Genomic DNA, 12,119 nt, shown 5'->3' on the forward strand with positions numbered 1-12,119 from the left:
AATTCATTCGTAAATTTGTCGAAAATTGAGGAATGGCTCCCCGGGCCGGACTCGAACCAGCGACCGAACGGTTAACAGCCGTTTGCTCTACCACTGAGCTACCGAGGAATATAGAAGTTATCTAAAAATTTTTAGATAACTTCTTATAACAAATCTTTATTATAACGTCTAGCGTTTTTTTGATATAAAATAAAAAAGTTTACTCATCCCCAATTTTCAACGCTGCGATAAAAGCAGATTGCGGGATTTCGATATTACCGTACTGTCTCATTCTCTTTTTACCTGCTTTTTGCTTCTCAAGAAGCTTACGTTTACGGCTTATATCACCACCGTAGCATTTAGATAAAACATCTTTACGTAGGGCTTTAATAGTCTCACGAGCAATAATACGGCTACCGATACTTGCTTGAATTGCTATATCAATCTGCTGTCTAGGAATTAAATCCTTTAACCTTACGCATAACGCCCTACCCCTCTGCTCGGCACGTGAGCGGTGTACGATTGTGGACAGTGCATCAACCGCCTCTGCGTTAACTAAAATCCCAAGCTTAACAAGTTCAGAAGGTTCATAAACATCCATTTGCCATTCAAAACTTGCATAACCTTTAGAACAGCTTTTTAAACGATCGTAGAAATCGTAAACTATCTCATTTAGCGGTAATTTATAAATTATTTTAGCTCTATTTGCTATATAGCTATGATCGAGCTGCACACCTCTTTTTTCTGTACAAAGTGATAATACTGTACCTAAAAACTCATCAGGTACCATTATAGTTGCCTTAATCCAAGGTTCTTCCATCGATTCGATTTTTTGCAAATCAGGCAAATCTACCGGGTTATGAATCTCTAAGCTTTCGCCATCCCGCATATGGATTTTATACACAACACTTGGAGCGGTAGTGATTAAATCTAAATCGAATTCCCTACTTAAACGTTCTTGGATTATCTCTAAATGTAGCAACCCTAAAAAACCGCACCTAAATCCTACTCCAAGTGCTGACGAGCTTTCCATTTCATATTCAAAGCTAGCATCATTGAGGCGTAATTTAGCAAGCGAATCCTTTAGATGCTCGAATTCTGCGCTATCTGTTGGGTAAAGCCCACAAAACACTACGGGTAGGTTCGACTTAAAGCCAGGCAGTGCTTGCTCGCAAGGTTTCTTCTCATCAGTTATAGTATCTCCGACTTTACAATCCGCTACTTGTTTTATAGAAGCAGTAAAGAAACCGATTTCGCCTGCATGTAAAACATCCGAAATATGTTTTTTTGGAGTAAAATATCCGACATTCTCAACTGTATAAACTGAGTTAGTAGCCATCATTTTAATACGCATATTCTTACGTAAAGTTCCATCAATAATACGTACTAAAATAACCACCCCGAGATATGGGTCATACCAACTATCAACAAGCAGAGCTTTTAAAATATCAGTTTTACTTTCTTTCGGCGGAGGTAATTTATTTACTATCGCCTCTAAAACCAAATCAATTCCTATACCGCTTTTTGCCGAAATCAATACCGCTTCACTTGCATCGATTCCGATTATATCCTCTATTTGCTGCTTCACCTGCTCAGGTTCTGATGCCAGCAGATCAATCTTATTAAGCACCGGTACAATTTCATGATCATTCTCGATTGCTTGGTAAACATTGGTAAGCGTTTGGGCTTCTACTCCTTGCGTACTATCAACTACTAATAACGACCCTTCACAAGCAGCAAGCGACCTACTAACCTCATAAGCAAAATCGACATGCCCGGGAGTGTCCATCAAATTAAAGTAGTAAGTATTACCGTCTTTAGCCTTATATACAAGCCGCACGGTTTGTGCCTTAATAGTTATACCTCTCTCTTTTTCGATATCCATCGAATCTAGCACTTGCTGACTCATTTCTCTAGCCTGCAAGCCGCCGCAGTGCTCAATTAACCTATCAGCTAACGTAGATTTACCGTGATCAATATGAGCGATTATTGAGAAGTTCCGTATATATTTTTGATTATTCATAATTATTGTGATATAATTTGCATTTTGTCATCCCCGTCATTGCGAGGAAATTACGTTAGTAATTGACGGCGCAATCTCAGGAGTATTATTTCATGAGATTGCCACGTCGCTTCGCTCCTCGCAATGACGAACGACGCAGGCAGTACTCACTTGCAATTACGGCTACAATCACGATAATATACAATAAAACCAAAATTTATAACAGAAAAAAATAATGAGAGCCGAAATAGAAAATTACGTAAAAAAAATTGAGCAGTCTTTAGAACTACTTTGGAGGTCACTTTGACGTTGAAGCATTAACTGAAAGACTGAAAGAGTTAGAAGAGTTAACAGCCGATCCGAGTTTATGGAACGATCAGGCTAATGCTCAAAAATTACTGCGAGAAAAAAGTATTCTAGAAGAAAAACTAAATGCTTTTAATAAACTCAAATCCGATTTAAAAGATGCTTTAGAACTTGAAGAAATGGCTGAAGCCGAAAACGACTCAGAAACACTTTTACAAATTGAACAGGACTTAAAAAATTTAAGTGTCATTGCTGCAAAATTTGAAACTGAGTGCTTATTTTCAGGTGAAGCAGACGGTAATAATTGCTTTTTAGAGATTAATGCCGGCGCGGGAGGAACTGAAAGTCATGATTGGGCATCTATCATGATGCGTATGTATTTGCGTTTTGCAGAAAGGCTCGGCTTTAAAACCGAGATAATTAATATGATTAATGGCGAAGAAGCAGGCATTAAATCATGCACGATTAGGATAATAGGCAAGCGGGCTTACGGCTGGTTTAAGACTGAAGCGGGAGTTCATAGGCTAGTGCGTATTTCTCCGTTTAATGCGGCAGGTAAAAGAATGACTAGCTTTGCAAGTAGCTGGGTATATCCGGAAATTGACGATAATATAGCAATTACTATTGAGGATAAAGATTTAAGAATCGATACTTTTAGAGCATCAGGCGCAGGCGGGCAGCACGTTAATACTACCGATTCAGCCGTACGTATTACCCATATACCGACAAATACAGTAACTCAATGTCAAAGCGATAGGTCGCAGCATAAAAATAAAGCTCAAGCTATGAAAATGCTTCAGGCAAAACTCTATGAGCTTGAAATGCAAAAACGTACAGACAGCGTTAATGAACAGAACGCCGCTAAAACCAATAATAGCTGGGGGCATCAAATCAGATCATATGTGTTGCAACCTTACCAAATGGTGAAAGATTTACGCACTGATTATGAAACTTCTGATACTAAGGGCGTACTTGACGGTGACCTTGAAGAATTCGTCTCCGCAAGCCTTGCTATGAATGCGGGTGGTAGGAGGTAAAATTTACGCAGTAGGTTGCTGTGCAAATTCTCCAACAGGCTGTTGGAGAATTTCCATGGAGTCAATGGATCAATTTTTCCGTCATTGCGAGGAGATGCATAGCATCGACTCGGCAATCCAGTTAAAAATACTAATATTATTAGTATTTTTCATTATTTTTCTAGATTGCGGATGTATAATTACTTTGTAATTTCCTCGCAATGACGGAAAATAGTAATACCGGTTACTAAAAGTTATTTTTTTGCTATCATGGTCAAGATGTGATATGACCTTTTCATATTTCAACCTTATTATTTTTATCACAATATGAAAAACTGCAAAAATTTTAACGTAGCTATTTCTATAATTATTATAAGAATAGTCTCGGTTCTAGGGTTTCAAAATTACCAAAAATATTCTCAAGATAAACATTTTGAGCAAATAATTAGCAATCTAAATAATCTAGAGTTTGATCCTGCTAATGAAAAAATCCGCAAGAATTTTATCTCTGAAATACAAAATATTTATGAAACCGAAAATCCTGAGATAGATAAGAATATAAAATATGTATGGGTTTTATCGGCAAGACATTCTTATACAAAAATACCGATTAATTCTGATGCTCAAAATATAGGAGCTGCAGATAAAGAAGACGGTTATAATAGGATGAGACTTGGCATAGAGATTGCAAGAGAAGTGACAGCTAAAAAACTTGATAAGCAAATATCTAGCCTAACATCTGAAGAATTACAAAAATACGGACCGATAATTTTGTTTAATGGCGGAGCTTATGATAATAGCTTACTAAAAGAAGCCCTCGATAAAAATATTATTACCGATTATCCAAAAGAAAATTTTTATATTTTTACATTACCTGAAGGACAGGTTAATACAGGCGGACAATTTAAAACTTTATATAAAGAACATGAACACGGTAATATCGACTTAAGTAACGCCGAAATTGCAATTGTTACTCATGCTTATCATTTTCCCCGTGTTAACAGGTATTTTGATAACAAACCGAATTTTGACTTTTTCTTCACCCATAACACCAAACCTATAATTTCTTAGTTGATCGGAAATTTGAAGCCTCAGGAGTAGATAATGAACTAAAACAGGAGCTAATAAAATTACCGGGCTATATAGAGAAAGGTTTTGTTTCAGAAAAATTAAATGCTAATATTTAGCAATGCTTGATTAATCAATTACTATCTCTCTTGCGTCTTGCTCTTTAATCTCAATGCGAGGTAGAATAATAGTAAGTATTCCATTCTTAAGGCTTGAAGAGATATTTGCCTGGTCTACATCTTCATATAATGATATTACATAATTAAAATTTTTATTCATATAATTATCTGAATCATCAGCTTTATTTTTTGCTTCTATATTCCCTGTAATAAATAATTTATTGCCGTTCACTTTAACCTTAATTTGACTTTTATCAAACCCAGGTACTTCCATTATAATAATATACTGCTTGTCTTTAGTAATAAAATTGCTTTTTATGCTATTGGATTCATAAAGCGGCAATCTATTTTTAAATAAATTATCAATATTTGTAATTTGATTATCTATTAAATCCGCTACTTGACGCAAAGGCGTCGCATGACCGGTGTCATAATTATTATTAGCCATTGCAATATTACTAGATAAAATAATAGCCGCTATAGACGGAATATATAATTTTGCACTCTTTAACATAAAATTACCTTTACATTTATTGCTGATATATTTAAATATATAAAATTATCTACTCAAAATTCAAGTCTTACATTTCCATAATTTGCTGAAAGTACGCTGCCCAAAATAAAAACTAATAATCCCCGCAAAAATAGTTTAGTAATCCTCCCATTTTGCATCGCAATAGAGAGTAGAGAGTTAAGTTGCGAGAGCTAATTTTTATATTGGTGTTATACCGCCAATAACCATATTAGGTCTTTCGTTATTATAAGACCAAAGCCATTGAGTTGCAAGATCCTGTGCTTCTTGTATATTAACAAATAAATACTGATTTAACCAACCATATCTTACAGTTCTAGGTCATGCCTCCATATTGCAGTTATGCCTATTAAAAAGCTATACGTTCAATAAGAGTACCAATAACCTTATCATGAATATCCAATGACTTGGAAAAGCAGATTGTCTTACGTGCAAGCCTCTTGCATCTCGTTCTAAGGTTCAAGTTACTTCGTTCTATCCGTTGAGTGTATTTTTTACTGATAATATGCTTTTTAGGGTCTAATAACCTAGCATAACTCCCCCATCCATCTGTATAGTAAAAAGTCACCTTGAAATTCTCTAGTTTTTTCAGTAATGATTCTAATGTGCTATCACATCTTGTACCAAACGTATAAGCAACTACTTTTAACGAAATCTTATCCAAGGCATACCAAAGCCATCGTTGTATGGATTTATTCTGTACATAAGACCATTGTTCATCTATCTCAGGAGCAATAATACTGTAATAGTTGAGATTTAATCTTACATTTAGTAAAATTAAGATAATATTAAATGGAGGATTAGAGATGAATCTAAATCAAAAAATAATAAAGCCAAAAATAGGATTACTAGAATTAGCTAGGAGTCTTGGTAGTATATCGTCAGCATATAAAGCTATGGGTTACAGTAGAGACAGTTATTATAGGTTTAAAGAGTTATATGAAACAGGAGGAGAAGAAGCATTATATGAGATTAGTCGGAAGAAGCCAATTATAGCGAATAGAGTTGATCCTGCCGTAGAGAGAGCAGTATTAGATATGGCAATAGAATACCCCGCTTATGGTCAGCTGCGAGTATCAAATGAGCTTAAAAAGACTGGTATTCTTGTATCACCTGGAGGAGTTAGATCTATTTGGCTACGTAATGATTTAAATAATATCAATAAAAGACTTAAAGCATTAGAAGCCAAAATGGCTCAGGATGGTATTGTTCTTACCGAAGCTCAGTTACAAGTATTAGAGAAACGGCGTAGCGAGAAAGAAGCTCATGGTGAGATTGATACACAGCATCCAGGTTATCTAGGATGCCAAGACACATATTATGTAGGTAATTTTAAAGGCATAGGCAAGGTATATTCTCAAGTGTTTATTGATAGTTACACTCGGGTTGCAGAGGCTAAACTATATACTGATAAAACAGCACTTACCGCTGCTGACATGCTTAATGATAGAGTGTTACCATGGTATGAGAGTCAGCAAATACCAGTACTTCGTATTTTAACTGATAGAGGTGGTGAGTATAAAGGTAATATAGAACATCATGCTTTTGAATTGTTCTTAAGCATTGAGGGTATTGAGCATACTACTACTAAAGCATATTCTCCTCAAACAAATGGTATGTGTGAACGTTTTAATAAAACTATGAAACAAGAATTCTTTGATACTGCTATGCGTAAAAAGATCTATACTGATCTTGATGATCTACAACTAGATCTTGATATTTGGCTAGAATATTATAATAATGAAAGACCGCATTCCGGTAAATATTGCTATGGAAAAACACCTATGCAGACTTTTATGGATAGTAAAAAGTTAGCTGTTGAAAAGAATAACGAAATCTTATATCTTGAATACTCATCTGACAGTCATAACTTATCAGACATTCAGATATAATTTTTATAATGTCTGTAAGATTAAATCTTGACTTCTACAATATCTTACAGTTCTATTATATCTTTCAATATATGCATTTTGCTGAGGCATGCCTGGCTGAATGAATAATAACTTGATATTCTTTTCTTTTGCCCACTTGCTCAATAATTTGTAGAAGTCAAGATTTAATCTTACAGACATTATAAAAATTATATCTGAATGTCTGATAAGTTATGACTGTCAGATGAGTATTCAAGATATAAGATTTCGTTATTCTTTTCAACAGCTAACTTTTTACTATCCATAAAAGTCTGCATAGGTGTTTTTCCATAGCAATATTTACCGGAATGCGGTCTTTCATTATTATAATATTCTAGCCAAATATCAAGATCTAGTTGTAGATCATCAAGATCAGTATAGATCTTTTTACGCATAGCAGTATCAAAGAATTCTTGTTTCATAGTTTTATTAAAACGTTCACACATACCATTTGTTTGAGGAGAATATGCTTTAGTAGTAGTATGCTCAATACCCTCAATGCTTAAGAACAATTCAAAAGCATGATGTTCTATATTACCTTTATACTCACCACCTCTATCAGTTAAAATACGAAGTACTGGTATTTGCTGACTCTCATACCATGGTAACACTCTATCATTAAGCATGTCAGCAGCGGTAAGTGCTGTTTTATCAGTATATAGTTTAGCCTCTGCAACCCGAGTGTAACTATCAATAAACACTTGAGAATATACCTTGCCTATGCCTTTAAAATTACCTACATAATATGTGTCTTGGCATCCTAGATAACCTGGATGCTGTGTATCAATCTCACCATGAGCTTCTTTCTCGCTACGCCGTTTCTCTAATACTTGTAACTGAGCTTCGGTAAGAACAATACCATCCTGAGCCATTTTGGCTTCTAATGCTTTAAGTCTTTTATTGATATTATTTAAATCATTACGTAGCCAAATAGATCTAACTCCTCCAGGTGATACAAGAATACCAGTCTTTTTAAGCTCATTTGATACTCGCAGCTGACCATAAGCGGGGTATTCTATTGCCATATCTAATACTGCTCTCTCTACGGCAGGATCAACTCTATTCGCTATAATTGGCTTCTTCCGACTAATCTCATATAATGCTTCTTCTCCTCCTGTTTCATATAACTCTTTAAACCTATAATAACTGTCTCTACTGTAACCCATAGCTTTATATGCTGACGATATACTACCAAGACTCCTAGCTAATTCTAGTAATCCTATTTTTGGCTTTATTATTTTTTGATTTAGATTCATCTCTAATCCTCCATTTAATATTATCTTAATTTTACTAAATGTAAGATTAAATCTCAACTATTACAAACCAAATAAATACTGATTTAACCAATCATATCTTACAGTTCTATTATATCTTTCAATATATGCATTTTGCTGAGGCATGCCTGGCTGAATGAATAATAACTTGATATTCTTTTCTTTTGCCCACTTGCTCAATAATTTACTGATATATTCAGGTCCATTATCACAACGTATAGATTTTGGCTTACCTCGCCATTCTATAATTTGATCTAGTGACCTGATAACTCTTCCTGCTGACAATAAAAAATCAGTCTCAGTACCAAGGCTCTCTCTATTAAAGTCATCAATCACATTAAATAAACGATATTTCCTACCATTCTCTAAACTATCGTGCATAAAATCCATGGACCAGCAATCATTTATTGTTTTAGACACTATAAGCTTTTTAGGCTTTGCTCTAAGTAATCTCTTCTTAGGCTTTATTCTCATATTAAGGGCTAGCTCCTTATATATCCTGTATACACGTTTATGATTCCAACCAAAACCTTTGATATTACGTAAATATAAAAAGCAGAGGCCAAGGCCTCAGTTCTTTTGATCACCTACTAAACGCATTAGCTGGCCTGCTATAATATCATCCTCAGATGATAGCTTCCTTTTATATCTATAGCATGTTTCGCTGACACCAAAGATCTTGCATGCACTCCTTATAGAAATATCTTTTTCTCCAGATATTATTTTAGCCATCTCCCGCCTTTGAGATGGCTTCCTAACTTTTTTTCAAGTACTTCCTTTAATATATCAGCTCTTAGCCTTTCCTCAGCATACATCTTTTTAAGCCGTGCATTTTCCGATTCTAACTCCTTTAATTTAGTAATCATCGGTAAAGCCATACCACCATACTTTGATCTCCATTTATAAAATGTCGCTGATGGTATTTTGTGCTCTCTCAGTATAGACGCTACAGGCATCCCACCGCTCGCTTGCTTTAAGATAGACATGATTTGGCTATCACTGTGCTTTGATATTGTCATTTATAGAATCTCCTCCTTTGTTTCTAGAAAATTCTACTCCTTTTGTCGATTGTTTTTGGGGGGGTTACCGTTTGATCTTCTATGCTCTATAATATGTCTAGATACTCAACTAGCAGAGCAGAGCTTTTTAACGATTTATATTGCACATATTTAACACCTCCATACATTGCAAAGAAACTATAAGCAGCACCGGTCTTACCGAACCGTTTAAAGCATCAACCCAACTAACACCTGATTTATAGGTAGAATAAAAGAGAATATTGCTCTACCATTTCTTGTGATATGGTAAGCTCTGTAAAAGTCTTGGATTGATTGAGTTTGTTATTGGCAATTTGACGATCTAAAATATTTATCTCGTGTTTTTTTGTCGTTAATATCTTTGTATATTTTTAAAATCTCAGGAATGATAGAACTAATAAAGCCTGTAATCGCTGCAAATAAAGTAATCATAAATACCTATCTATATAATTTAGGATAAGTATAGCAAAGATTAATTACTGCACTAAGAAAGAGGAAAAAAGCGGTAGCATGGACTATGTCATTCCCGCGTAGGCGGGAATCCAGCATAAAGCGAGCTTTTAATTTTAAAAATTTACTGTATTTATATTTTTTTTTTGGATTCCTGCTTTCGCAGGAATGACATAGAGCACGTTTAATAATCTCTACAACAACACCAATAATAGGAACTACTTCAGATTAGACCAAATGCGGTTTTTTGCAATATAGAAAAAGATAGTAAGCACTACTAAAAACATCATAACTTTAAGACCCATAGATTTACGGTGTTCCATTTCCGGCTCAGCTGCCCATTGCAGAAATACCGCAACATCATGGCTCATCTGCTCTACGCTTGTTTTAGTACCGTCCATATAGGTTACCTGCCCGTCTGTAAGCGGCGGCGGCATTGCTATTTGCTCACCTGGAAAATACGGATTATAATGAGTCCCTTGCATCAACTTAAAATCTGCCGGTGGTTCGGTATAGCCGGTAAGCAGCGAATATATATAATTAGCTCCATCATGACGTGCTTTTATTATCAACGATAAATCAGGAGGATGTGCTCCGTTATTAGCTGCTCTTGCTGCCTGCTCATTAGGGTAAGGAGGTACAAAACGATCGGATGGAAGAGCGGGACGGTCAAACATCTCACCGTCATCATTCGGACCATCTTTTACCGTATAGCCTTTGGCAATCTCTTTTATCTCATCATCCGAAAAGCCAATATCTTTCAAGTTACGGTAATATAAATTGTTTAAACCGTGGCAAACGCTACAAACTTCTTTATAGACCTGAAAACCTCTTTGTGCTGCTTCACGATTAACTGTGCCAAATACACCGTCAAACGACCATTTCATCTTTTTTGGATGTAATGCTTCTTCACCTGCTAGGCATACGCTAGAAGTTATTAATATGATGATAGAGATAAGTAATTTTGTTTTCATAAATTTTTTATATCTTCGTGACGATGTCAGTCCTACAAAGCATTACCGGGATCGGTGTCATTCCTGCGAAAGCAGGAATCCAAAAAAATCCTAAATACAAAGCTCGATTTATCTCGCGTTATAGTGGATTCCTGCTTTCGCAGGAATGGCATCGAGTAGGTCTTTCGATCCATGCAACAAGGTTATATCAACGCGGGAATGACATAAAACCATCTGCTCGCAATGACGACTTCGGTACTGCAATGACAGTATCACAACTCCTCCGGTAGAGGTAGCGACTTCTCATATTTACCTACCAGCGGCAAGGCTGCTAAGAAATGGAAAAAGTAATAACAAGCAGCAAAGCGGCTAATTGTAATATACGGCTCTTCCGCCGGCTGTCCGCCTAAATAACCGAGTAATAAACAATCTGCCATAAATATCCAAAAAGCAATTCTATATATCGGTCTATAATTGCTACTTCTGACTTTTGAAGTATCAAGCCACGGTAGTAAGAATAACACGAATATACTTCCGAACATTAATAACACTCCACCGAGCTTAGACGGTACGGCTCTAAGGATTGCATAAAACGGTAGAAAATACCATTCAGGTACGATATGAGCAGGCGTAACTAAAGGATTTGCCGGGACGTAATTATCGGGATGCCCTAAATAATTAGGTTCGTAAAAAATAAAATAGGTAAATATTATGAAATAAACTCCGAAACCGACAAAATCCTTTACGGTATAATAAGGGTGGAAAGGGATAGTATCTTTAGGACTTTTAACGTCGATACCTTTCGGATTATTTGAACCATGTTGATGCAAGGCTACCAAATGCAACATCACTAAAGCAACGATAATAAACGGTAATAAATAATGCAGTGAAAAGAATCTGTTTAATGTCGGATTATCAACGGAAAAGCCGCCCCATAACCACGTAACTATCGACTTCCCTATTAATGGAATAGCTGAAAATAAGTTAGTAATAACCGTAGCTCCCCAGTAGCTCATCTGCCCCCAAGGCAGTACATAGCCCATAAAAGCAGTAGCCATCATGGTTAGAAAAATGATAATACCAATATGCCAAAGCAACTCTCTCGGTGCTTTATAAGAGCCGTAATACAAACCTCTTGCTATGTGTAAGTATACGGCAGCAAAAAACATCGATGCACCTACCGCATGAGTATAACGCAGTAACCAGCCGTAATTAACGTTACGCATGATTCGTTCAACACTATCGAAAGCATGATCAACATGCGGTGTATAGTGCATAGCAAGTATCACACCGGTAATTATCTGAATTACTAATGCAATACCTGCGATAGAACCTAAATTCCATAAATAGCTAAGATTTTTTGGAGTTTGATAATGGCTAAAATGCTTTAGGAAAGAGAAAATAGGTAGGCGATAATCTATCCATTCTATAATAGCATTGGGCTTTTTAGGGGTAATATCTTCATTCATAAAT

8 protein-coding genes, 1 tRNA gene and 4 pseudogenes are annotated in these 12,119 nt (G+C 35.8%); 3 read left to right on the forward strand and 10 right to left on the reverse strand.

Features of this window, described 5'->3' with window-relative positions:
• Positions 1-33: 33 nt before the first annotated feature.
• Both AC0ODJ_RS07615 and lepA read right to left on the reverse strand, forming a co-directional pair.
• A tRNA-Asn gene (locus AC0ODJ_RS07615) sits at positions 34-108 on the reverse strand.
• 91 nt (positions 109-199) lie between these two features.
• Positions 200-2,002 carry a translation elongation factor 4 gene (gene lepA / locus AC0ODJ_RS07620; RefSeq protein WP_218460645.1) on the reverse strand — a complete coding sequence of 601 codons (1,803 nt, stop codon included), beginning with the start codon at positions 2,000-2,002 and terminating at the stop codon, positions 200-202.
• Positions 2,003-2,216: 214 nt separating this feature from the next.
• Between lepA and prfB the strand changes: the two genes are divergently transcribed.
• Both prfB and AC0ODJ_RS07630 read left to right on the forward strand, forming a co-directional pair.
• Positions 2,217-3,324 (forward strand): peptide chain release factor 2 gene (gene prfB, locus AC0ODJ_RS07625; RefSeq protein ID WP_218460646.1). Its coding sequence is split into 2 segments (ribosomal slippage): positions 2,217-2,285 and positions 2,287-3,324, totalling 1,107 coding nucleotides; the frame shifts between segments, so codons are not numbered across the junction.
• Between the two features lie 744 nt (positions 3,325-4,068).
• Positions 4,069-4,252 (forward strand): annotated as a pseudogene (locus AC0ODJ_RS07630) (hypothetical protein).
• A 248-nt stretch (positions 4,253-4,500) separates the two neighbouring features.
• Here AC0ODJ_RS07630 and AC0ODJ_RS07635 read toward each other — a convergent pair.
• The 3 genes and pseudogenes from AC0ODJ_RS07635 to AC0ODJ_RS07645 all read right to left on the reverse strand — a co-directional run bounded on the left by AC0ODJ_RS07635 (position 4,501) and on the right by AC0ODJ_RS07645 (position 5,830).
• Positions 4,501-5,004 (reverse strand): Hsp20/alpha crystallin family protein, encoded by a 504-nt coding sequence (locus AC0ODJ_RS07635; RefSeq protein WP_218460647.1) that lies wholly within the window; start codon positions 5,002-5,004, stop codon positions 4,501-4,503.
• A 198-nt stretch (positions 5,005-5,202) separates the two neighbouring features.
• Positions 5,203-5,340 (reverse strand): annotated as a pseudogene (locus AC0ODJ_RS07640) (integrase core domain-containing protein); the annotation flags it as partial.
• Positions 5,341-5,371: 31 nt separating this feature from the next.
• On the reverse strand, positions 5,372-5,830 hold the full coding sequence (locus AC0ODJ_RS07645; protein WP_474466010.1) for an IS1 family transposase: 459 nt from the start codon (positions 5,828-5,830) through the stop codon (positions 5,372-5,374).
• Between AC0ODJ_RS07645 and AC0ODJ_RS07650 the strand changes: the two genes are divergently transcribed.
• Positions 5,829-6,914: an IS481 family transposase gene (locus AC0ODJ_RS07650; RefSeq protein WP_121834048.1), complete on the forward strand. Its 1,086-nt coding sequence runs from the start codon at positions 5,829-5,831 to the stop codon at positions 6,912-6,914. The two genes, AC0ODJ_RS07645 and AC0ODJ_RS07650, sit on opposite strands and share 2 nt — an antisense overlap.
• Before the next feature lie 39 nt (positions 6,915-6,953).
• Here the strand turns inward: AC0ODJ_RS07650 and AC0ODJ_RS07655 are convergent.
• From AC0ODJ_RS07655 to AC0ODJ_RS07675, 5 genes and pseudogenes are all read right to left on the reverse strand, one after another.
• A pseudogene (locus AC0ODJ_RS07655) lies at positions 6,954-7,028 on the reverse strand (integrase core domain-containing protein); the annotation flags it as partial.
• Between the two features lie 74 nt (positions 7,029-7,102).
• Positions 7,103-8,188 carry an IS481 family transposase gene (locus AC0ODJ_RS07660; RefSeq protein ID WP_121834048.1) on the reverse strand — a complete coding sequence of 362 codons (1,086 nt, stop codon included), beginning with the start codon at positions 8,186-8,188 and terminating at the stop codon, positions 7,103-7,105.
• Between the two features lie 69 nt (positions 8,189-8,257).
• A pseudogene (locus tag AC0ODJ_RS07665) lies at positions 8,258-9,225 on the reverse strand (IS3 family transposase); the annotation flags it as partial.
• Between the two features lie 686 nt (positions 9,226-9,911).
• Positions 9,912-10,667 (reverse strand): cytochrome c1, encoded by a 756-nt coding sequence (locus AC0ODJ_RS07670; protein WP_218460052.1) that lies wholly within the window; start codon positions 10,665-10,667, stop codon positions 9,912-9,914.
• 251 nt (positions 10,668-10,918) lie between these two features.
• On the reverse strand, positions 10,919-12,115 hold the full coding sequence (locus AC0ODJ_RS07675) for a cytochrome b (protein WP_218460053.1): 1,197 nt from the start codon (positions 12,113-12,115) through the stop codon (positions 10,919-10,921).
• Positions 12,116-12,119 lie beyond the last annotated feature (4 nt).

The organism is Rickettsia senegalensis, assembly GCF_056135685.1.

Excerpts from the sequence above, each read along its gene's own strand:
- lepA (WP_218460645.1), bottom strand. The coding sequence starts at position 2,002 with ATGAATAATCAAAAATATATACGGAACTTCTCAATAATCGCTCATATT.
- AC0ODJ_RS07635 (WP_218460647.1), bottom strand. The coding sequence starts at position 5,004 with ATGTTAAAGAGTGCAAAATTATATATTCCGTCTATAGCGGCTATTATT.
- AC0ODJ_RS07650 (WP_121834048.1), top strand. The coding sequence starts at position 5,829 with ATGAATCTAAATCAAAAAATAATAAAGCCAAAAATAGGATTACTAGAA.
- AC0ODJ_RS07660 (WP_121834048.1), bottom strand. The coding sequence starts at position 8,188 with ATGAATCTAAATCAAAAAATAATAAAGCCAAAAATAGGATTACTAGAA.
- AC0ODJ_RS07670 (WP_218460052.1), bottom strand. The coding sequence starts at position 10,667 with ATGAAAACAAAATTACTTATCTCTATCATCATATTAATAACTTCTAGC.
- AC0ODJ_RS07675 (WP_218460053.1), bottom strand. The coding sequence starts at position 12,115 with ATGAATGAAGATATTACCCCTAAAAAGCCCAATGCTATTATAGAATGG.